This is a genomic window from Massilia sp. DWR3-1-1 (assembly GCF_049898325.1).
Lineage (GTDB): Bacteria > Pseudomonadota > Gammaproteobacteria > Burkholderiales > Burkholderiaceae_D > JAFCUW01.
In genome coordinates, this window is the sequence record NZ_JAFCXL010000019.1 from 64,084 (window position 1) to 85,411 (window position 21,328).

Genomic DNA, 21,328 nt, shown 5'->3' on the forward strand with positions numbered 1-21,328 from the left:
GGCCCGCCGTCAGGCCAGCACGTGCAGCAAGCCGTCGAGGCCGCTGAAATTGAGCGCCACGTCGGCCTGCTGGCGCACCACCGGCTTGGCGCGAAATGCCACCGACAGGCCGGCGATCGACATCATCTGCAGGTCGTTGGCGCCATCGCCCATCACGATCGCCTGCGACGGGTGGATGGCCAGTTCGTCGCACACCAGCTTGACCGTGTCGCGCTTGGCTTCGGCGTCGACGATCGCCCCGGCGACATGGCCGGTCAGCTTGCCGTCGACGATCTCGAGCGTGTTGGCATTGCTGTAGTCCAGGCCCAGGCGCGCGCGCAGGTGGTCGGTGAAAAACGTGAAGCCACCCGACACCAGCAGGGTCTGGATATTGGCCGCCTTGACCGCCGCCAGCAGCGTCTCGGCGCCGGGGGACAGTTGCAGGCGTTCTTCGTAGACCCGTTGCAGGGCGTCGGCACTGAGCCCCGCCAGCAGCGCCACGCGCCGGCGCAGGCTGTCGGCAAAGCCGATTTCACCGCGCATGGCCGCTTCCGTGATGGCCGCCACCTGGGGCTTCAGGCCCTGCATGTCGGCGATTTCATCGATGCACTCGATGGTGATCAGGGTCGAGTCCATGTCCATCGCCAGCAGGCCGAAATCGGCCAGCGTTGTCGCGCTGGCGATGAAGGTGGCGTCGATGCGCGCCGCCAGCGCGGCTGCCTCGACTGCCTGGCGCGTGGCCGCATCGGCCTGCACGCTGTCGCAGCGCAAGGCGTGCCGCGACAGTTCGCGCGTGCCGGCGGGGGCGGCCAGCGCGGCCAGGCGGTTCAGGGTGGCCATGTCGGCGCCGGGGCCCTGCAAAATCAGTTTCATTGTCATGGTGTTATGCCAGCAGTTGCTTGATGGTGTGTTTGACCTGGGTCACCCGCGCCGCCAGGTCCGGCATGCTGGCGGTAATTCTCAGCTTGTCCTGGCCGGCCAGCTTGATGTGGCGGTTTTTCTGGATCAGGGTGATGATGCGCAGCGAGTCGATGGGCGGATTGACCATGAACTGCAGGCTGGCCGCCTCGCCGTGGGCGTCGATCTTGACGATGCCGACCGCCTTGGCGGCGATGCGCAGGCGGTGCGTCTCGATCAGCGCCTTGACGGGGTCGGGCAGCTTGCCGAAGCGGTCGATCAGCTCTTCCTGCATATCGTCGACTTTTTCCGCGCTGGCGCAGTTGGCCAGCCGCTTGTAGATCGACAGGCGCTCGTTGACGTCGCCGCAGAAATCGACCGGCAGCAGCGCCGGCACGTGCAGGTTGATCTCGGTGGTGGTCGCCAGCGGCGCCGCCAGGTCCGGCTCCTTGCCCGCCTTGAGCGAGCGGATCGCCTCCTGCAGCATGTCGGAGTACATCTGGAAGCCCACTTCGAGCATCTCGCCCGACTGGTTCTCGCCCAGCACTTCGCCGGCGCCGCGGATTTCCAGGTCGTGCATGGCCAGGAAGAAGCCGGAACCGAGTTCTTCCATCTGCTGGATGGCGTCGAGGCGGCGCTGGGCCTGCTTGGTCAGGCTGGCGACGTCGTTCACCAGCAGGTAGGCATAGGCCTGGTGGTGCGAACGGCCGACCCGGCCGCGCAACTGGTGCAGCTGGGCCAGGCCGAATTTGTCGGCCCGGTGCATGATGATGGTGTTCGCCGTCGGCACGTCGATGCCGGTCTCGATGATGGTCGTGCACAGCAGGATGTTGTAGCGCTGGGCGACGAAATCGCGCATGACTTTTTCCAGGTCGCGCTCGTGCATCTGGCCGTGGGCGATGCCGATGCGCGCTTCCGGCAGCAGTTCGGTCAGCATCGCCATGCGGTTGCCGATGGTCTCGACCTCGTTGTGCAGGAAATAGATCTGGCCGCCCCGTTTCAGTTCGCGCAGGCAGGCTTCGCGGATGACGGAACCGTCTTCGCTACGCACGAAGGTCTTGATGGCCAGGCGCTTTTGCGGCGCCGTGGCGATGATGGAAAAGTCGCGCAGGCCTTCGAGCGCCATGCCCAGCGTGCGCGGAATCGGCGTGGCCGTGAGCGTCAATACATCGACCTCGGCGCGCAGCGCCTTCAGGGCCTCCTTCTGGCGCACGCCGAAGCGGTGCTCCTCGTCGATGATGACCAGGCCCAGGCGGGTAAATTGCACGTCCGGCGAGAGCAGCTTGTGGGTGCCGATGACGATGTCGAGGGTGCCGTCGGCCATGCCCTTGATGGCGTTGTTGATCTCTTTGCCGGTGCGAAAACGCGACAGCTCGGCGATCCGCACGGGCCAGTCGGCGAAGCGGTCGGCGAAGGTCTGGGCGTGCTGCTCGGCCAGCAGGGTGGTGGGCGCGAGGATGGCCACCTGCTTGCCGCCCATGACGGCGATGAACGCCGCCCGCAGCGCCACCTCGGTCTTGCCGAAGCCGACGTCGCCGCACACCAGGCGGTCCATCGGCTTGCCGCTGGTCATGTCCTTGATGACGTTGGTGATCGCCTCGGCCTGGTCGGGCGTCTCTTCGAAGCCGAAGCTGTCGGCGAAATTCTGGTAGTCGTGCGACGAGTATTCGAAGGCGTGGCCCTGGCGCAGCGCGCGGCGCGCGTACAGGTTCAATAGTTCGGCGGCGGTGTCGCGCACCTGTTCGGCGGCGCGGCGCTTGGCTTTTTCCCAGTTGCCCGAGCCCAGCGAGTGCAGCGGCGCGTCTTCGGGCGAGGCGCCCGAATAGCGGGCGATCACGTGCAGCTGCGACACCGGCACGTAGAGCTTGGTGTCCTTGGCGTATTCGAGGTGCAGGAACTCGGTCTCGCCTTCGCCGAGGTCCATGCTGGTCAGGCCCATGTAGCGGCCGATGCCGTGGTTGATGTGCACCACCGGATCGCCGATCTTGAGCTCCGACAGGTCGCGCACCATCGACTCGACCTGGGTGACGCCTTCCTGCTTCTTGTGCCCCACGCGGCGCCCGGAACCGGCGTACAGCTCCGTCTCGGTGATGAACACCAGCGGGTCCGGGCCCTGGTCGAACAGCTCGAAACCGGCCTGCAAGGGCGCCACGCCCAGCGCCAGCCGGGCCGACGACTCCCTGAAGCCATCAAAGCCTTCGACGCTGGCCAGTTCGAGGTGGTACTCGTTGAAATACTGCTGCAGCGTTTCGCGGCGGCCGTTCGATTCGGCGCAGATCATCACCCGTCCGCGCTGGCCTAGCAGGTAGGCGCGCAGATTGGTCAGCGGGTCGTCGATGCGGCGGTTGACGGCGATGTTCGGGATCGGCGCCGACAGCGCCGAGGCGGCGCCGTCGCCGTCGCGGGTGACGATCCAGCGCGGATACGGCTTGGCCAGCGTAAAAAACGCTTCATCGCTGAGGAACAATTCGTCGGGCGGCAGGATCGGGCGCTCGCGGTCGGCCTTGAGAAAGCGGTAGCGCGACTGGGTGTCGCTCCAGAAGCGCTTGATGGCGCCGTCGATGTCGCCCACCAGCGCCAGGCTGGCGTGCGCGGGCAGGTAGTCGAACAGGGTGGCGGTCTGTTCGAAGAACAGCGGCAGGTAGTATTCGATGCCGGCCGAGGCGATGCCGCTGCCGATGTCCTTGTAGACCACCGAGCGGCTGGGGTCGCCCTCGAAGCGCTCGCGCCAGCGGCTGCGAAAGCTGGTGCGCGCCGCCTCGTCCATGGGGAATTCGCGGCCCGGCAGCAGGCGCACTTCGCGCACCGGGTAGAGCGAGCGCTGGGTGTCGGCGTCGAAGGTGCGGATGGTTTCGATGTCGTCCCCAAACAGGTCGAGCCGGTAGGGCAGGGCCGAGCCCATGGGGAACAGGTCGATCAGGCCGCCGCGCACCGAGTATTCGCCGGGCGACATCACCTGGCTGACGTGGCTGTAACCGGCCAGGGTCAGTTGCGCCTTGAGGGCCGCCTCGTCGAGCTTTTCGCCCTGCTTGAAAAAGAAGGTGTAGGCGGCCAGGAAGGACGGCGGCGCCAGCCGCACCAGCGCGGTGGTGGCCGGCACGATGAGCACATCGCACTGGCCGTTGCGGATTTCGTGCAGCGTGGCCAGGCGCTCCGAGACCAGGTCCTGGTGCGGCGAGAAGGCGTCGTAGGGCAGGGTTTCCCAGTCCGGCAGCAGGTGGCAGGCCAGGCCGCTGGCAAACCAGGGCAGCTCGGTGAGCAGGCGCTGGCCGTCGCTGGCGTTGGCGACAACCACCGTGAGCATGCGTTTTTCCGCTTTCAGCGCCAGCGCGGCGACCGCCAGCGCATAGGCGTCGGCGGAGCCGTACAGGGTGGGAAGGGCGAAACGTGCGCCCGGTTTCGGCAGGGATTGGGAGAGCTCGAAGGGCATGCGGGAGGCGCGAGTGTGAGTGGCGAAATGCGTATTCTGGAGCCTGCCATTATAGTCCGATTCGCCCGCCGGCACCGGCGCCTGGCCGCAAGCGAAAGCGCCGCTCAGGCCGGCGCGGCGCGGTTGGCGATCCCGAACGGCACGTGCACCATGGGGATGGTGCCATCGGGCGCGGTGCGCAGGTGGCTGAGCTGGTCGTCGAAAAAAATGTGCGGCTTGAACACCGACAGCACCCGCGCCTTGTCCATCCCGCCCAGGAAGAAGGTCTCGTTGGCCGACACCCCCCAGTTTTTCAGGGTGGTGACGACGCGCTCGTGCGAGGGCGCGCTGCGCGCCGTGATGATGGCAATGCGCAGCAGCTTGCGGTAGGCGGGGTCCTTGCGCTGCATGCGCTCTTCCAGCCGCTGCATCAGCGCCAGGCGCTGGAACATGGCCGCCAGCGGTCCCGGTTGGTGCGGCCGCGCGATGTGCAGCGTCTCGTGGGCGTGGAACTGGTCGAGGCCCTCTTGCTTGAACACTGTCTCCGATTCGTCGTCGGCGATGACGCCGTCGAAGTCGAAGGCCACGCGCAGCTCCGGGTCGCTGTCGTCGTCATCGATCTTCGATGGCAGCACCAGCCCCGCCGCGTGGCCGGCGGCGATGGCGCTGCGCACATCGCCCTCGTTGGCGCTGAGGAACAGCGCGGTGTTGAAGGCCGGCAGATACGGATACGGCGAAGCGCCCGTCATGAAGGCGGCGCGCGAGATGTCCAGGCCGTAGTGGGCGATCGAGCGCATCACCCGCAGCCCCGTTTCCGGTGAATTGCGGGAAAACAGCACCACCTCGACGGGGCTCTGGCGGGGAAAGTACTTGTTGATGTTGAGGAAGCGCCGGATGAAGGGAAAGGCCACGCCCCGTTCGAGGATGACGTCGAGGTGCTGTTCCTGATAGCTGCGGTACTGCTCGGCGCCGCTGTCGAGATAAATCTGGTGCGAGGCGGACAGGTCGAACAGGGCCGACGAGGCCACCCCGATGACGAGTTTTTCGCTGATGTCGAAGGCCATCAGTGGGGCGCCACGCGCAGCTGTTCGAGGATGGCCAGTTCGCCCGTGTCGGCCAGCGCGGGCAGCAGGGCAGGGTCGATCTGGCCGGCGTCGACCAGCAGGCGCAGCATCGCCAGCCGGTCGGCGGCGGCCAGCACGCCGGCCAGGCTCGATGGGCCACCGGCGGCGTCGCCGGCGATGGCCGCGGCCACGCTGGGCGGGAACTCCCACACGGTGGCGATGCCGGCCGACACGCGGCGCGCGTCGGCCAGCAGGCGCGCGCAAAAATGCGCCGAGCGGGGAAGCGAGGCGCCGCTGTAGATCTGGTCGATCAGGCGCAGGGCGACGATCAGGCCGACATGGTGCAACAGGCCCGCCAGGTAGGCTTCGAAGACATTCGCGCCGGCGGACGGCGCGCTCAGGCTGGCCGCCAGCGCGCACGACTCCGACTGGCGCCATACCAGCGGCGCGCACTGGTGGGCGAAGCGGCCCGCCTGCATGCTGATGATGGGCCGGAAGGCAACGCGCGCGAGCAGCATGCGCATGCCGTTCTGCCCCAGCAGCATGACCGCCCCTTCGATGGTGCGCACGGGGGCGGCGGGACTGTAATACGGGCTATTGGCTTCGCGGATCACTTCGGCCACCAGCACCACGTCCTGCGCCAGCTGGCGCGACAGCTCGGCGCCCGACATGGCGTCGTCGCGCAGGCTTCTTAATAGTTGGGGAATCACTGCGGGCACCCGTGGCACCAGGTCGGCGCCATCGTGGGGCGAGTCCGCCAGGCGGGCGAATTCGTCGAGAATCAACTGCTCGGTGGCGGCCGGCACCTCGGCCGAGGGGCCGCCGGCCAGGTAGCGATAAAACAGCAGGGGCAGATCGATGACGGGGACCTCGGTGGTGAATGGTGGTGCGAGCGATGCGCCAGCAGTTGGCGCGGCCGGCGCGCGCTGCTGCCCGGTCGCCTGCGCGGCCCCGCTCCCCTTGAACCATCGGGTAATCCAGTTGATCATCGGGGCGCCGCGCAGGAAATGATGAAATAAAAGACGGCTTATCTTATATCAGACGTGGCCGCTGCCATCCGGGCTGGTCAAATTTCGACGCGGCGGGCGTTGCGCGCCGACCAGCGGTACAAGCTGCCCAGCAGCGCCGCGCCCAGCACCAGCGCCACCAGCATGCCCTGGTGTTCGCTCAGGCCGTTGGCGATGGCCAGCGGCTCGCCCTTGCCGGACGAGACGATCAGGCCCGCCAGCGCCACGTTGAACAGGCTCTCGCCGACGATGAAGCCGGACATGACGAGCACGCCCATGCGCTTGGCCGCTTCGCCCCAGCTGTGGCTGGAAACGGCGCGTTCGAACAGGTAGCCGCCCACCGCGCCCACCACCACCGGCAGGGTGACGGCGCTGGGCAGGTAAATGGCCAGTCCCACGCCCAGCGGCGGCAGGCTGTATTTGCCGGCGCTGGATTTTTTGAGCAGGTAGTCGACCAGCACCAGGGCGACGCCGATGGCGGCGCCGTAGCCGAGCAGGTACCACGGCAGGTCGCCGCCGATGACGCCCTTGGCCAGGGTAGAGATCAGGGTGGCCTGGGGCGCCGCCAGCGGCGTCGAGGAAATCGCGCCGATATTCGGCGCGCCGGCGAAGCCATTTGCGCGGTTGAGCAGTTCCAGCACGGGCGGCACCACGGCCGAACCGGCGAACACGCCGATGATCAGGCCGACCTGCTGCTTCCACGGGGTGGCGTCGACCAGCTGGCCGGTTTTCAGGTCTTGCAGGTTGTCGTTGCCGATCACCGCCACCGCCAGCACCACGGTGGTGACGAACAGCGCGAAGGCGACCAGCGCCTGGGCGACATCGGGGCCGATCAGGTGGCGTCCAACCATGCCGACCGACAGCGAGGCGCCCAGGATGGTGAGGATGGCGATGCCGGAGACGGGCGAATTGGACGAGCCGATCAGCCCCGCCATGTAGCCGCAGACGGCGGCGGCGAACATGCCGGCGATCAGGATGTAGCCCACGCCGACGGCCACCAGCGGCACCGACAGCGACGCCAGCGGACCTCCTTGCAGGAATTCGGACAGCAGCCAGCCCGCCGGCACCATCGAAATGAGGGTCACCAGGCCGACCAGGAAAATCGGCAGGTCGCGCTCGGAACGGGGCAGGGCGCCGTCGGTGGCGCTGGAGTGGCGCGACGCGGCCATCGCCGAGCGCAGCCCGCCGATGACGGGCTTGGCCAGGCTGGCCAGGGTGATCAGGGCGGCCGCGCCGATGACGCCGGCGCCGATCATGCGCACCTGGCGGCTCCACACGCCCAGCGCCTGGTCGGCGGCGCTGACGGTGTCGGCCACCGGGATGCCCGAGGTCATCCACGGCACCAGCACGCCCCAGGCGATCACCAGGCCGGCCAGCATGGCGATGCCGACGGTGATGCCCATCAGGTGGCCGGCGCCGATCAGCGCCAGCGAACTCGAGGCGCCGATGCCGGTGGCGCCGGAACCGGTGCGAAAGTAGATCGCCACTTCACCGGCCATCAGCTTGGCGGCGGCGAAGGCGGCGAACAGGCTCGAAGCCAGGCTGCCCCAGATCACCGCCCACAGGCCCGCCTTGCCTTCGGCGGCGCCGCTGCGCGAGGACATGCCCACCTTGAGCACCTCGGCGGCGGCCACCCCTTCCGGGTAGGGCAGGTCGGACTGCGACACCAGTGCGCGCCGCAGCGGCATGGTGTACATCACCCCCAACACGCCGCCGATGGCGCAGCAGCCGAAGGTGGGCCAGAACGGCACGTGCGCCCACCAGCCGATCATCAACAGGCCGGGCAGCACGAAAATCACCGAGGCCAGGGTGCCAGCCGCCGAGGCGATGGTCTGGACGATGTTGTTTTCCTGGATGGTGGCGCTCTTGAACGCCGACAGCAGGGCCATCGAGATGACGGCCGCCGGGATCGAGGTGGCGAAGGTGAGACCGACCTTCAGGCCCAGGTAGACCTGGGCGGCGGTGAAGATCAGGGTGATGATCACGCCGAGGACGATGCCGCGGACCGTGATCTCTTTTGGTTCAGCCAGTGATACCGTCGCCATCCGCAGCGCTCCATTGAGAGGTTGATGAAAAGTCAGGCCGCGCGTGCATGCTTGTTTTTAATGCATGCAAAAGCCGGCCCGCCCCATCATAACCGCCTCACCACGAATTCCCAAGCGTTGCTGTCGACTGGCCGCTCACGGCTGCGCCAGGGCTGGTTCCGGCGCTGGATCGGCCGGTGCTGCCTGCTCCAGGTCGATGCCCTTGAATTCGGTCGAGCCGGCATACTCGGCGTAGATCCAGTCGTCGTCCTGGCGCATCACCCCTTCCGGCTCGATGCGTTCCTGCTGCGCCTTGCCGGCCAGCGCCGCGCGCATCGCGTCGATCCAGATCGGCATGGCCAGGGTGGCGCCGAATTCGCGCCCGCCCAGCGAGCGGGGCTCGTCGTAGCCCATCCAGGCCACCCCCACCTGCTGGGCGCCGTAGCCGGCGAACCAGCCGTCGAAGGCATCGCTGGTGGTGCCGGTCTTGCCGGCGATGTCGCGCCGCTCGAGTTTGCGGGTGGCGTCGGCGCCGGTGCCGTAGCGGGTGACGTCGCGCAGCATCGAGTCGGTAATGAAGGCGTTGCGCGCGTCGATGACGCGGTCTTCGGCGCGGCCCGGCGTGGGCGCTTTCGCCTCGGCGATGACGGCGCCGCGCGCATCGACTATTTTCGCGATCAGGTAGGGCTGCACCCGGTAGCCGCCGTTGGCAAACACCGCGTAGGCGCCGGCCATCTGCAGCGGGGTGACGGCGCCCGTGCCCAGCGCCATGGTCAGGTTGTTCGGCTGGCGCGCGCCGTCGAAGCCGAATTTCGCCAGGCTCTCGTGCACGTAGGGTACGCCCAGGGTGCGCAGCAGGCGCACCGAGGGCACGTTTTTCGACAGCGCCAGCGCGCGCCGCATCGTCACCTTGCCGTCGAAGACGCCGTCGTCGTTTTGCGGCGACCAGGTCTTGCCGGCGTCTTCGCCTGGCATGTCGAGCGGCGCGTCGAGGATTTCGGTGGCCGGCGAGTAGCCTTTTTCCAGCGCCGCCGAATACAGGAAGGGTTTGAATGCCGATCCGGGCTGGCGCCAGGCCTGGGTGACGTGGTTGAACTTTTGCAGGTTGTAGTCGAAGCCTCCCACCAGCGCGCGGTAGGCGCCGGTCGAGGCGTCGAGGGCGACATAGGCGGCCGCCACCTGCGGCAGCTGGACGATCGCCCAGCCGCTCTTGTCCCGGCTGACGCGGATGATCGCGCCGGCGTCCAGGCGCAAGGATGCCTTGGCGCCGGCGGCCAGGCCGGGCGCGGCGAACTTCAGGCCGGCGCCGCTGATCTCGACCGTTTCGCCGTCCACCGTGACGGCGCGCACCAGCCTGGGCGAGGCGGCCAGCACCACCGCCGGCAGCAGGGCGTCGCTCGAGCGGCGCTTTTGCAGCGCCTCCTCGATGGCGTCGTCGCGCTGCTCGAGCTTGTCCGGCAGGTCGATGCGGCTCTCGGGGCCGCGGTAGCCGTGGCGCTGGTCGTAGGCCAGCACGTTTCGGCGCAGCGATTTGTAGGCGGCATCCTGGTCGGTGCTGACGATGGTGGTGGTGACCACGATACCGCGCGTGTACGCGTCTTCCTTGAACTGCTCGTAGACGGCCTGGCGCGCCAGTTCGGCGACGTATTCGGCGTGCACCTCGAACTGCTGGCCCCTGGCGTTGATGCGCAGGTGCTCGGCCAGCGCCGCCTGGTACTGGGGCGCGCTGATGATGTCCTGGTCGCGCATGGTCTTGAGCACCACCTGCTGGCGCGCGCGCGCCGCCTGCGGGTTGGCCACCGGGTTGTGGCGCGCCGGGTTTTGCGGCAGGCCGGCCAGCATGGCCATTTCGGCGATCGAGAGGGCGTCGAGCGGTTTGCCGAAGTAAGTGCGGGCGGCGCTGGAGAAGCCGAAGGCGCGCTGGCCCAGGTAGATCTGGTTCATGTACAGATCGAGGATCTGCTGCTTCGACAGGGCGCCTTCGATCTTGTAGGCCAGCGCCACCTCGGTGGCCTTGCGGGCGATCAGCTTGTCGCGCGAGAGGAAGAAATTGCGCGCCACTTGCATGGTGATGGTCGAGCCGCCCTGGCGAAAGCCGCCTTTCAGGTTCGAGCGCGCCGCGCCCATGGCGCGGATCCAGTCGATGCCGCCGTGCTCGTAAAAGCGCTTGTCCTCGATCGACAGCAGGGCCTTGACCATCAGCGGCGGCATCTGCGCCACCGGCACGAAGTCGCGGTGCTCTTCGCCGAATTCGCCGATCAGGACGTGGTCGGCCGTGTAGACGCGCAGGGGTATCTTCGGCTGGTAATCGGTGACGGCGGCGATCGAGGGCACATTCGCCCACAGGACCACGCCCGTGTAAATGGCGCCGAGGATGAGAGCGACGATGATCAGGAGGGCGACGATGATGAAGCCGCCCGGGGAGGCAGGGGAGGGCCGGCGGGACGCCAGCTTGTGTAAGCTTGTCAAAACAGTCTCTCGCGAAGTGAACCACATTATAAGGCGGGCCGATTGAAGCGAACCTTAAGGCTGCGGCGCCGATTCGGCAAGAGCAGGCGGCGCGGGCGCGTTGGACGGTGCTTTTGGCAGCAAGGCAGAAGACCGCGCCTGCCAAAAAAAAGGCGGGCCCGCAGGCCCGCCTTTCATCGCATCGAACAGCCGCGTCTTATTTGACGCCGTGCATGAGCTTCTGGATCAAGGGCGCGAGCACCAGCAGCAGCACGCCGCCGGCCAGCAGCGACCAGAAACCGAAGGTGTAGCCGGACAGGGCCGAGGCGACCGACATGCCCGCTTCGCCGCTGACGTGGCTGGCGAAAATGCCCGACAGGTTGTTGCCGATACCAGTCGAGAGGAACCAGCCGCCCATGCCCAGGCCCACCAGGCGGGTCGGCGCCAGCTTCGTCACCATCGACAGGCCGATCGGCGACAGGCACAGCTCACCGATCGACTGGATGCAGTAGACGGCGAACAGGGTCCAGAACGGGATCTTGTTGTCGGCGCCAACGAGCACCGACAGCGCGTAGATCAGCAGGCCGAAAGCGAGTGCATTGAAGATGATGCCCAGGCCGAATTTTCGGGGAATCGAGGGGTTGGCGTTGCGCCGGCCCAGCGCCACCCAGATCCAGGCGATGACGGGCGCGCAGGCGATGATGGCGATCGAGTTCACGCTCTGGAACCAGGCGGTGGGGAAGATAAAGCCACCCAGGTTGCGCTGGACGATATTCTCGGCCAGGAAGGTGAACGAGCTGCCGGCCTGTTCGAAGAACATCCAGAACAGGATGTTGAAGGCGAAGATGATCATCATGGCGATGGTCTTGTCGCGCGCGACTTTGCCGTCGCGGATGCCCTCGACCATCAGCATGATGGCCAGGATCACGAAAAGGATCGTCAGCACGATCTGCAGATTGCCGGCGCCCGCCTTGAGCAGGCCGTACATGACGGGAATGACGCACAGGCCGCCGAGGACGACCATTACCATGCGCATGGGGTTTTTGGCGGCGCCGACGGGCGCGCCGATGCCTTGCAGGGTCTTGCGGCCGATGGCGAACCACACCAGGCTGATCAGCATGCCGATACCGGAGACGAAGAACACCACTTTATAGGCGGGGATATTGTCCGTGACGCCCATTTTCTGCGCCAGGATCTGGGTCAGGATGGGCGAGAGGAAGGCGCCGGCATTGATGCCCATGTAGAAAATCGTGAAGCCCGAATCGCGGCGGGTATCGTTGATGGCATACAGTTTGCCCACCATGGTCGAGATGTTCGGTTTGAACAGGCCGTTACCGACGATGATGGTGGCCAGGCCGACCTTGAACACATCGGGATCGGGAATGGTGATGGCGAACAGGCCGGCGGCCATGAAGGCGGCGCCGATCAGGATCGAGCGCTGGTAGCCGATCACGCGGTCGGCGACATAGCCGCCGAACACGGCGCCCGCATACACGAGCGCCAGGTAGGAACCGTAGGTCAGGTTGGCATCGGCTTCGCCGACGGCGGCGCCGCCGTAGAACTGGGTGACGATGTAGAGCACGAGGGCCCAGCGAATGCCGTAGAACGCGAAGCGCTCCCAGAATTCGGTCATGAACAACATCCAGAGCGGACTTGGATGACCCAAGATCTGCTTGAACTCCGGGACGACGACTGGCTGGTCGGATGTAGCTGCACCGCTCATGCGGGGTTCCCCCAAAATATTTGAAATTATGAATGGATAAATCATATACAAAGGGCAGCCGGCGCCGGCGCGGGTAAGCGCCGGGCGCAGGCGGCCCTTTTCACTAACGGCTGCATTCTAATGTAAATCAGACAGCGCCTGCGAACTTTTGCCCCGTGTCGTCAATACGCCGATTTTGGCGCAGCGCACCATTCGGCGCAACAGCGGCCGGTGCCCCGGAATTTGTCGTATATTGGCATTGCACGTGCGTTCGCTCATACCAGAAACAGGAATTGAAAAGGAAGGCCCCCATGGAATACGACATCGTCGACACCCTCATTTCGCCGGAAGGCCGGCTCGAAGTGCTCTCCAAGGCCGAAGTGGCCAAGCTGCTCGATACCAGCAAAGGCGGCCTGTACGAGGTTTTCCGCAGCTGCGCGCTGGCCGTGCTCAATTGCGGCAGCTCGATCGACGATGGCAAGGAACTGCTCGAACGGTATGCCTCGTTCGACATCCATATCGTCCAGCGCGAGCGCGGCATCAAGCTCGATATCAAGGGCGCGCCGGCGATTGCTTTCGTCGACGGCAAAATGATCAAGGGGATTCACGAGCACCTGTTCGCGGTGCTGCGCGATATTGTCTTCATCAGTAATGAAGTGACGGACAACCCGAATTTCGACATGAGCCGCTCCGATGGCATCACCGATTCGGTGTTCCATATCCTGCGCAACGCCAATGTGCTGCGGCCCATGCGCAATCCGAACCTGGTGGTGTGCTGGGGTGGCCATTCGATCAACCGGGTCGAATACAATTATTCGAAGGAAGTCGGTTACCAGATGGGCCTGCGCGACCTCGACATCTGCACCGGCTGCGGGCCGGGGGCGATGAAGGGACCGATGAAAGGGGCCACCATCGGCCACGCCAAGCAGCGCCTGACGAATGGCCGCTACCTGGGTATTTCGGAGCCGGGGATTATCGCCGCCGAGTCGCCCAACCCGATCGTCAACGACCTGGTGATCATGCCCGATATCGAAAAACGGCTCGAAGCGTTCGTGCGCACGGGCCACGGCATCATCGTGTTCCCGGGCGGCGCCGGCACCGCCGAGGAAATCCTGTACATCCTGGGCATTCTGCTCCATCCGGAGAACGCGGCGATACCATTTCCCCTCATTTTCACTGGCCCCGAATCGTCGCGCGATTATTTCAGGCAGATCGACGCCTTCATCGGCACCACGCTCGGCGAGCAGGCACAGGCGCGCTACCAGATTATCGTTGACGACCCGGAACTGGTGGCGCAGACCATGCAGACGGCGATCAAGGAAGTGCGCGAGTTCCGCAAGTCGCGCAGCGACGCCTATTACTTCAACTGGCTGCTGAAAATCGACGAAGAATTCCAGCGCCCGTTCAAGCCCAATCACGACAACATGCGCTCGCTCAGTTTGCACAAGAACCAGGCGACGCACCTGCTGGCGGCCAATCTGCGGCGGGCGTTTTCAGGCGTGGTGGCGGGGAACGTGAAGGACGAGGGCATCCGCGCCATCGAAAAATTCGGCCACTTTGAAATTCACGGCGACGCCGAGATCATGGGACCGATGGACGCGCTGCTGGCGTCGTTCGTGGAGCAGAGCAGGATGAAACTGCCGGGCAAGGCCTATGTGCCGTGCTACCGGGTGATCAAATAAACCGCGCAGGGGGCGGGCAGCGCAGGCTGCCGCCCCCTGCTTGATTACTCTTCCCGGCGCAGGTGGGGGAACAGGATCACGTCGCGGATGTTGGGCGAATCGGTGATGAGCATCATCAGGCGATCGATGCCGATACCGCAACCGCCCGCGGGCGGCATGCCGTACTCGAGGGCGCGGATGTAGTCGGCGTCGTAGAACATCGCCTCTTCATCGCCCGCGTCCTTGGCCGCCACCTGTGCCAGGAAGCGCGCCGACTGGTCTTCGGCGTCGTTCAACTCCGAAAAGCCGTTGGCGATTTCGCGACCGACGATGAACAGCTCGAAGCGCTCGGTGACGCCGGCGACGGTGTCGGAGGCGCGCGCCAGCGGCGACACTTCGGCCGGATAGTCGACGATGAAGGTCGGTTCCCACAGCTGCGCTTCGGCGGTTTCTTCGAACAGCGCCAGTTGCAGCGCGCCCAGGCCGGCGGTGGCGAACGGCTTGACGCCGAACTTGAGCAGCTCGGCCTTGATGAAGTCGGCATCGTGCAGTTGCGCGTTGCTGTAGGCGGGCGCGAACTTGGTGATCGCTTCGACGATGGTCATGCGGTGGAAGGGCTTGCTCAGGTCGAGCGCGCGCCCGCCATAGGTCAGCTCGGCCGTGCCGTGCGCATCGATGGCGGCCTGGCGAATCACGTTTTCCGTGAACGTCATGATCCACTGGTAGTCGGTGTAGGCGGCGTAGAACTCCATCATGGTAAATTCAGGATTGTGGCGCGGCGACACGCCCTCGTTCCTGAAATTGCGGTTCACTTCGAACACGCGGTCGAAGCCGCCCACCACCAGGCGCTTCAGGTACAGCTCCGGCGCGATGCGCAGGAACATCTCCATGTCGAGCGCATTGTGGTGGGTGATGAAGGGCTTGGCCGCGGCGCCGCCGGGAATCGTGTGCAGCATCGGCGTCTCCACTTCCATGAAGTCGTGCTTCTCCATGAAACGGCGGATCGACGACATGGCGGCGGTGCGCGCCTTGAAGGTGCGACGCGTTTCCTCGCTCATGATCATGTCGACGTAGCGCTGGCGGTACTTGGTTTCCTGGTCCGACAGGCCATGGAACTTGTCCGGCAGGGGGCGCAGCGACTTGGTGATCAGGCGCAGGGTGCTGACCTTGATGGTCAGTTCGTCCGTCTTGGTCTTGAACAGGGTGCCCTCGACGCCGAGGATGTCGCCCAGGTCGTAGTGGTGCAGCGCTTCCATCGCCTCGGCGCCGGTCAGGTCGAGCGTGGCGTAGATCTGGATGCGGCCGTCGGCGCGCGGGCCCGAGGCGTCCTGCAAGGTGGCGAAGGCGGCTTTCTTGCCCGCTTCGCGCTTGAGCATCATGCGGCCGGCGACGACCACGGCGACGGGCGATGCTTCGAGTTCTTCGCGGGTTTTGTGGCCGTATTCGGCCGCCAGCGCAGCCGCGTTGTGCTGCGGGCGGAAGTCGTTGGGGAAGGCGATGCCCTTGGCGCGGATGGCGGCCAGCTTGGCGCGGCGCTCGGCGATGATCTTGTTTTCGTCCGCCGGCGAGGCGGCTTGGTCCTGGATGTCCGTGGTCATGGTGTTGTCGTTGGTGTTAGTGAAAGAGGGCGTCGACATCGAGCGCGGCGAAGTCGCTGACGATGGCAATGACGTTGTCAAAGGCGGCAAAGGCGGCCGCTGGCAGGGTGGTGGTGAGCACCACGCAGCGCATGCCGGCGTTGCGCGCCGCTTCGACGCCCAGCGGGGCGTCTTCGAAGACGATGCAGGCCGACGGCGGCACGCCGAGGCGTTCGGCGGCCAGCAGAAAGCCATCCGGGTGCGGTTTGCCGCGCGCCACGTCGGCGGCGCCGACGACGGCGTCGAAGTGGCGCCGCAGGTCCAGCCCATCGAGGGTGAACTCGATGTTGGCCACGGGCGCCGCGGTGGCCACGGCCAGCTTGACGCCGGCCGCGCGCGCGCGCGCGATGAGCGCATCGAAACCGGCGACGCTCTTGCGGTGCGGGCCGTACAGTTCGCGGTACACCGCTTCCTTTTCCAGGTTGAGCGCGCTGACGGCGTCGTCAGCGAGGTGCTCGCCCAGGTGGGCGCGGATGATTTCCTTGCCCTGGCGGCCGGCCGTGGAGCGGAAAAACTCGTCGGCGTCGATGGCCATGCCACGCTGCCCGAAGAAGTCAATCCACGAGCGCGTGTGGTAGGCCATGTTGTCGACGATGGTGCCGTCCATGTCGAAGATGAAGGCGCAGGCGGCAGTTGCTGGAGCGGCCATCAGACGCCTTGTTTCAGCGACGCCGAAATGAAGTCGTCGAGGTCTCCGTCGAGCACGCCCTTGGTATTGCCCGTCTCGAAATTGGTGCGCAGATCCTTGATGCGCGACTGGTCCAGCACGTACGAGCGGATCTGGTGGCCCCAGCCGACGTCGGTCTTGGAGTCTTCCAGTTTCTGCTGCTCGCTCATGCGCTTGCGCAGTTCATGCTCGTACAATTTCGCCTTGAGCATTTCCATCGCCTCGGCGCGGTTGCGGTGCTGGCTGCGGTCGTTCTGGCACTGCACCACGATACCGGTGGGGCCGTGCGTCATCCGCACGGCCGAATCGGTCTTGTTGATGTGCTGCCCGCCGGCGCCGGAAGCGCGGTAGGTGTCGACGCGGATGTCGGCCGGATTGACGTCGATCTCGATCGAGTCGTCCACTTCCGGGTAGACGAACAGGCTGGTGAACGAGGTATGGCGGCCATTGGCCGAGTCGAACGGCGACTTGCGCACCAGCCGGTGCACGCCCGTTTCCGTGCGCAGGTGGCCATAGGCGTACTCGCCCTCGACCTTCAGGGTGGCCGTCTTGATGCCGGCTACCTCGCCGTCGGACTGCTCCATGATCTCGACCTTGAAGCCCTTGCGCTCGCAATAGCGCAGGTACTGGCGCAACAGCATCGAGGCCCAGTCCTGTGCCTCGGTGCCGCCGGCGCCGGCCTGGATGTCGATGAAGCAGTTGTTGGCGTCGAGCTGGCCGCTGAACATGCGGCGGAACTCCATGCCTTCGATGATCTTCAGGATGGCGTCGACGTCGGCGCTGACCGCTTCGAGCGTGTCTTCGTCGGCTTCTTCGCGCGCCATGTCGAACAGGTCGTGGGCGTCCTTCAGGTCGGCGTCCGCCTTGATCAGCGTGTCCACCACGCCCTCGAGCGCCTTCTTCTCCTTGCCCAGTTCCTGCGCCCGTTTCGGGTCGTTCCAGACGGTGGGGTCTTCCAGCTCTTCGTTGACCTGCTCTAGTTTCTCTGACTTTTTATCGAAGTCAAAGATACCTCCGAAGTTCGGCTTCACGACTGGTCAGGTCGTTGAGCAGGGCGGAGAGGGCGTTGATGCGTTCGGCTTCCATGATCTTGGTGTCTTTGCGTAGTATGAAATGAACCTTCGATTATACCGGAGCGCGACTGTGGCTGCCTGATATATCCCGTCATCGCCAGCGTTGGCGATGACGCCGGCGCTGCCGTATGATGGCCGCCTGCCTCGACTTTACCGGAACCTGCCCATGCACACTGCTCGCCCCACTTTGCCTTGTCTGACCCTGTTGATGACGGCGCTGCTGCTGGCCGGTTGCGCGGGGCCGGTCGCGCGGGTGGCGCTGGAGACGCCGGCCCCGCTGGCCGCCGGCGCCAGCGCCACCCTGGCCGTGCTGGAGACGACCGACGTCCACGCCAACGTGATCGGCTACGACTACTACAAGCTGGCCGAGGACAAGTCGTTCGGACTCGACCGGGCCGCCACCCTGATCGCGCGCGCCCGCGCCGAGTTCCCCAACACGCTCCTGCTCGACAATGGCGACACCATCCAGGGCACCGCGCTGGCCGATTACCAGGCCATGGTCAAGCCGCTCGCCTGCACCGACACCCTGGCCGTCTACAAGGTGATGAACCGGCTGGGCATGGAAGGGGGCGGCATCGGCAACCATGAATTCAATTATGGCCTGGCCTACCTGAACCAGGTCACCGGCAGCCGCTTCGAGGTCGACGGCGTCGATCCCGCCCAGCCCCGCTGCGCCGGCCCCGCCTTTCCGCAGGTGCTGGCCAATGTCTACAGCAGCAGGACGCGCAGGCAGCTGTTTGCGCCCTTCCACATCATCGACAAGCGCATCAGCGCCACCGGCGCCGACGGCAAGGCCGTGAGCGCCATCGTCAAGGTGGGCATCATCGGTTTCACCCCGCCCACCATCGTTGAATGGGACAAGCGCTGGCTCGACGGCAAGGTCTACACGGAAGGGGTGCGCGAGACGGCCGAAAAATATGTGCCGCAGATGCGCGCCGCCGGCGCCGACATCGTCATCGCCATTTCGCACGGCGGGCTCGATAACAGCCCGTACGCGCCGTCGATGGAAAACGCCAACTGGTACCTGGCGCAAGTGCCCGGCATCGATGCCATGCTGATCGGCCACTCGCACCAGGTGTTTCCGAACGCCGCCAGCGCCGTCGCCCAGTTCAATCTGCCCGGCGTCGACAAGGCGGCCGGCACCGTCAACGGCGTGCCTACCACCATGGCCAACCTGTGGGGCAAGCACCTGGGCGTGATCGGCCTGCGCCTGCAATGGGATGGCGCGCACTGGCTGATCGACAAATCGCGCACCACCGTGGAGGCGCGCGGCGCCCAGCAGGCCGACAAGTCCTTCGTCGCCGCCGATCCGGCCATCGTGGCGCTCGTCGCCGCCGAGCACGCGGCCACCATCGACTACGTCAAGACCCCGGTGGGCGCCAGCGCGTTTCGTATGTCGAGCTACTTTGCCGACGTGGGCGAGGTGAGCGCGATCGCCCCCGTCAACCTGGCGCAGGCCGACTACGTGGCCCGCTACGTCCAGGCCAATCTGCCCCAGTACGCCGCGCTGCCGGTGCTGTCGATGGCCTCGGCCTTCAAGAGCGGCTCGGCCGGCGTGTCCGACTACACCGACGTCCCCGCCGGCACGCTGGCGCTCAATAATGCGGCCGACCTGTACCTGTACCCGAACACCCTGTACGCGGTGAAGATCGACGGCGCCGGCCTGAAGGCCTGGCTCGAGCACAGCGCCGGGCGCTTCAATACCATCGATCCGGCCCGCGCCGCCCCGCAGGAGCTGATCAATCCGTCTTTTCCCAGCTATAACTTCGACATGCCCACCACCAGCGCGCTGCAATACGAGATCGATCTCACGCGCGCGCCCGGCCAGCGCATCGTCAATCTGCGCTACCGCGACCAGGCGGTGGCAGCGCACGCGCAGTTCATCGTCGCCACCAATAACTACCGCGCCAGCGGCGGCGGCGGTTTTCCCGGCCTCGATGGCAGCAAGACCGTGCTGGCGTCGCCCGACGCCAACCGCGATGTGCTGATCGGCTGGATCAAGGGGGCGAAACAGCTGACCATGGCCGCGCATGGCGCCCAGCGCAGCTGGCGCTTCGCGAAAGTGCGCACCGCCGGGCCGGTGGTGTTCCATGGCGCGCCCGGCAAACTGGCGCTGGCGCAGGCGGCGGGGATCGCCAATGTGACGCAGTTGCAGGCCGATGATGGCGCCGGCAAGGGCTTCGCCCTGTACGGGCTGGACCTGGCGAAGTAGCGTGCCGCGCTAGTTCAGCCGGGCTTTTTCCTGCTGCACCAGGATGAACGGGTGCACCACCGAGGTCCACAGCATGCTGGCCGCTTCCGTCCAGGCCTGGGCCTGCTCGTCGCTGACCTTGCCCACCTTGCCGTCGGCCAGCCAGGCGCCGATGCTGGCCTTGTCGTCGTGCGAGATGCGCACGGCGACCTCGATCAGGTCGAGATCGGGGCTGACGAAAATCACCGCGCCCTGGGCAAAATGGCGTTGCAGTTCGGCCCACGGCAGGCGCGCCGTTTCGCTGTTGATTTTATGGTGCAGTTCGAGGTCTTTGTCGGGATTGAGCATGGTGGGTCTGGATAAGTAAGCAATACGTTCGAGCGGGGTCAATAAAAATGCCGTCAGAGCGCTTCGATGACGGGCTGCGGCGTGCCGGCCCAGGTCAGGCGGTAGGCGCCGCCCTTGCGGGTGTTGCTCACCAGGGCCGGGCGAAAGCATGCCAGGTTGGTGCCGCCGTCAAGGCGCACGCTGGGGAAGATCACCCCCATCGAGCCTAGTTCGAGCAGGGTGGCGGCCAGCGCCTGCGAGGCGATGTAGCTGTCGCCGGCCAGCACGGCCGCAAACGGCGCCTGCCCGGCCACCTCGCGCAGGTCGTGGAAAGTGCCCGTGAAGTCCGACAGCATCACCTGGTAGGTGACGCTGTCGTCGAAGCGGCCGATTTCCTGGTATTCGACGGTTTTATGGAAGGTGATTTCGGCCAGCGCCGTGTCGATCTCGAAGGCGCAGTACCAGGCGCCCCGTTCGCCGTCGTTGAAGCGGCTCCCTTCCGGGCGCGGATAGGTGTAGGCGGCATTGATGATGCGGAAATTGGGCACGCCGAACACCAGTTCATCGACGCCGATGCCGGGCAGGCTGCCGTATTCGCCGCGCAGGCGCTCGTTGGTGGCGTTATCGAGCTCGAACAGGTCGGCCAGCACGGCCGCGTCGTCGGCCAGCGGCGCCAGCACGGAGTCCTCGAGGTCGGCAAAGCGCGACGGGATCAGGCGGCAGGTGTCGAACTGGCGCAGCAGGGTCAATGGTGGCAGCGTCGGATTGGGCAAGGTCAGCAGGCTCATAGACCCCCGCGGCGCGCGTCGAGCAACTTGCGCACCGTTTGCATCGCCAGCAGGCCGCCGGCCAGCATCTGCGACAGGGGCGTGCGCCCGCCGAACACGGGATTGGTATTGGGCAGCGCCACCCACTCGTCGGCCAGTTTGTCGCCGTACAGGATGTGCAGGGCCTTGTAGATGCCCAGCAGGTAGGAGATGCGCGTGATGCGGTCCACCTCGAGCACCCGGTCGGGGTTCTTTTTCCACTCGTAGAAGGTGGACGAGGACAGGCCGCCCAGCAGTTCGCGGGCGTCTTCGTCGCGCAGCTGCCACGCTGCCGTCAGCTTGAAAAAGCCGCTCAGGGCGGACTTCGACAGGCGCTCGCGCTCGGCGCGGTTGTTCAGGTCGACCAGTTCGGCCGGCTCGTAGCGACTCTTGGGATAGGCGTAGGCTGCATTCATGATGGCTCCGGTGATGGAGT

15 protein-coding genes are annotated in these 21,328 nt (G+C 66.0%); 2 read left to right on the forward strand and 13 right to left on the reverse strand.

The genetic code is table 11. The features are described 5' to 3' along the window. Positions 1-9: 9 nt before the first annotated feature. The 7 genes from serB to ACP7EY_RS18795 form a co-directional block, all read right to left on the reverse strand. Positions 10-858, reverse strand: coding sequence for a phosphoserine phosphatase SerB (serB, locus tag ACP7EY_RS18765; RefSeq protein WP_426196292.1), 849 nt, complete (start codon positions 856-858; stop codon positions 10-12). A gap of 4 nt (positions 859-862) precedes the next feature. Continuing rightward, entirely contained in the window at positions 863-4,306 is a 3,444-nt protein-coding gene (gene mfd, locus ACP7EY_RS18770) for a transcription-repair coupling factor (RefSeq protein WP_426196294.1), read from the reverse strand. A gap of 104 nt (positions 4,307-4,410) precedes the next feature. Next, positions 4,411-5,349, reverse strand: coding sequence for a 5'-nucleotidase (locus ACP7EY_RS18775; protein ID WP_426196296.1), 939 nt, complete (start codon positions 5,347-5,349; stop codon positions 4,411-4,413). Next, positions 5,349-6,338 carry an HDOD domain-containing protein gene (locus tag ACP7EY_RS18780; protein WP_426196298.1) on the reverse strand — a complete coding sequence of 330 codons (990 nt, stop codon included), beginning with the start codon at positions 6,336-6,338 and terminating at the stop codon, positions 5,349-5,351. The genes ACP7EY_RS18775 and ACP7EY_RS18780 overlap by 1 nt, the downstream gene beginning before the upstream one ends. A 77-nt stretch (positions 6,339-6,415) precedes the next feature. After that, positions 6,416-8,401 carry an OPT family oligopeptide transporter gene (locus tag ACP7EY_RS18785; protein ID WP_426196300.1) on the reverse strand — a complete coding sequence of 662 codons (1,986 nt, stop codon included), beginning with the start codon at positions 8,399-8,401 and terminating at the stop codon, positions 6,416-6,418. A gap of 135 nt (positions 8,402-8,536) precedes the next feature. Further along, entirely contained in the window at positions 8,537-10,849 is a 2,313-nt protein-coding gene (locus ACP7EY_RS18790; RefSeq protein ID WP_426196301.1) for a penicillin-binding protein 1A, read from the reverse strand. Positions 10,850-11,045: 196 nt separating this feature from the next. After that, positions 11,046-12,551, reverse strand: a complete 1,506-nt coding sequence (locus ACP7EY_RS18795; protein WP_426196302.1) for a peptide MFS transporter — start codon at positions 12,549-12,551, stop codon at positions 11,046-11,048. Between the two features lie 290 nt (positions 12,552-12,841). On the opposite strand from ACP7EY_RS18795, the gene ppnN reads away from it, so the two are divergent. Beyond that, positions 12,842-14,212, forward strand: coding sequence for a nucleotide 5'-monophosphate nucleosidase PpnN (ppnN, locus tag ACP7EY_RS18800; RefSeq protein ID WP_426196304.1), 1,371 nt, complete (start codon positions 12,842-12,844; stop codon positions 14,210-14,212). 44 nt (positions 14,213-14,256) lie between these two features. Here ppnN and lysS read toward each other — a convergent pair whose 3' ends face one another. The 3 genes from lysS to prfB form a co-directional block, all read right to left on the reverse strand. Beyond that, a complete protein-coding gene (lysS, locus tag ACP7EY_RS18805) occupies positions 14,257-15,789 on the reverse strand; it encodes a lysine--tRNA ligase (protein ID WP_426196306.1) in 1,533 nt (510 codons plus the stop codon). A gap of 16 nt (positions 15,790-15,805) precedes the next feature. Then, entirely contained in the window at positions 15,806-16,477 is a 672-nt protein-coding gene (locus tag ACP7EY_RS18810; protein WP_426196308.1) for an HAD family hydrolase, read from the reverse strand. Next, a protein-coding gene (prfB, locus tag ACP7EY_RS18815) for a peptide chain release factor 2 (protein WP_426196310.1) occupies positions 16,477-17,581 on the reverse strand; the annotation gives its coding sequence in 2 pieces (ribosomal slippage) (positions 16,477-17,499 and positions 17,501-17,581; 1,104 coding nt in all). The genes ACP7EY_RS18810 and prfB overlap by 1 nt, the downstream gene beginning before the upstream one ends. A 153-nt stretch (positions 17,582-17,734) precedes the next feature. Between prfB and ACP7EY_RS18820 the strand changes: the two genes are divergently transcribed. Continuing rightward, positions 17,735-19,780, forward strand: a complete 2,046-nt coding sequence (locus tag ACP7EY_RS18820) for a bifunctional 2',3'-cyclic-nucleotide 2'-phosphodiesterase/3'-nucleotidase (RefSeq protein ID WP_426196312.1) — start codon at positions 17,735-17,737, stop codon at positions 19,778-19,780. Between the two features lie 9 nt (positions 19,781-19,789). Here ACP7EY_RS18820 and ACP7EY_RS18825 read toward each other — a convergent pair whose 3' ends face one another. Genes ACP7EY_RS18825 through ACP7EY_RS18835 form a run of 3 tightly spaced genes read right to left on the reverse strand, consistent with a single transcriptional unit; the run spans position 19,790 to position 21,308 of the window. Continuing rightward, entirely contained in the window at positions 19,790-20,107 is a 318-nt protein-coding gene (locus ACP7EY_RS18825; protein ID WP_426196314.1) for a DUF2288 domain-containing protein, read from the reverse strand. A 53-nt stretch (positions 20,108-20,160) separates the two neighbouring features. After that, on the reverse strand, positions 20,161-20,874 hold the full coding sequence (locus tag ACP7EY_RS18830; protein ID WP_426196316.1) for an RES family NAD+ phosphorylase: 714 nt from the start codon (positions 20,872-20,874) through the stop codon (positions 20,161-20,163). Further along, positions 20,871-21,308 carry an MbcA/ParS/Xre antitoxin family protein gene (locus ACP7EY_RS18835; RefSeq protein ID WP_426196318.1) on the reverse strand — a complete coding sequence of 146 codons (438 nt, stop codon included), beginning with the start codon at positions 21,306-21,308 and terminating at the stop codon, positions 20,871-20,873. Before ACP7EY_RS18835 ends, ACP7EY_RS18830 begins: the two co-directional genes overlap by 4 nt. Between the last annotated feature and the right edge of the window lie 20 nt (positions 21,309-21,328).

What these genes read in the sequence shown, in the direction of transcription:
- ACP7EY_RS18830 (WP_426196316.1), bottom strand. Translation starts at nt 20,874, where the DNA reads ATGAGCCTGCTGACCTTGCCCAATCCGACGCTGCCACCATTGACCCTG.
- lysS (WP_426196306.1), bottom strand. Translation starts at nt 15,789, where the DNA reads ATGACCACGGACATCCAGGACCAAGCCGCCTCGCCGGCGGACGAAAAC.
- ACP7EY_RS18780 (WP_426196298.1), bottom strand. Translation starts at nt 6,338, where the DNA reads ATGATCAACTGGATTACCCGATGGTTCAAGGGGAGCGGGGCCGCGCAG.
- mfd (WP_426196294.1), bottom strand. Translation starts at nt 4,306, where the DNA reads ATGCCCTTCGAGCTCTCCCAATCCCTGCCGAAACCGGGCGCACGTTTC.
- ACP7EY_RS18810 (WP_426196308.1), bottom strand. Translation starts at nt 16,477, where the DNA reads ATGGCCGCTCCAGCAACTGCCGCCTGCGCCTTCATCTTCGACATGGAC.
- ACP7EY_RS18785 (WP_426196300.1), bottom strand. Translation starts at nt 8,401, where the DNA reads ATGGCGACGGTATCACTGGCTGAACCAAAAGAGATCACGGTCCGCGGC.
- ACP7EY_RS18795 (WP_426196302.1), bottom strand. Translation starts at nt 12,551, where the DNA reads ATGAGCGGTGCAGCTACATCCGACCAGCCAGTCGTCGTCCCGGAGTTC.
- ppnN (WP_426196304.1), top strand. Translation starts at nt 12,842, where the DNA reads ATGGAATACGACATCGTCGACACCCTCATTTCGCCGGAAGGCCGGCTC.
- serB (WP_426196292.1), bottom strand. Translation starts at nt 858, where the DNA reads ATGACAATGAAACTGATTTTGCAGGGCCCCGGCGCCGACATGGCCACC.
- ACP7EY_RS18825 (WP_426196314.1), bottom strand. Translation starts at nt 20,107, where the DNA reads ATGCTCAATCCCGACAAAGACCTCGAACTGCACCATAAAATCAACAGC.
- ACP7EY_RS18835 (WP_426196318.1), bottom strand. Translation starts at nt 21,308, where the DNA reads ATGAATGCAGCCTACGCCTATCCCAAGAGTCGCTACGAGCCGGCCGAA.
- ACP7EY_RS18820 (WP_426196312.1), top strand. Translation starts at nt 17,735, where the DNA reads ATGCACACTGCTCGCCCCACTTTGCCTTGTCTGACCCTGTTGATGACG.
- ACP7EY_RS18775 (WP_426196296.1), bottom strand. Translation starts at nt 5,349, where the DNA reads ATGGCCTTCGACATCAGCGAAAAACTCGTCATCGGGGTGGCCTCGTCG.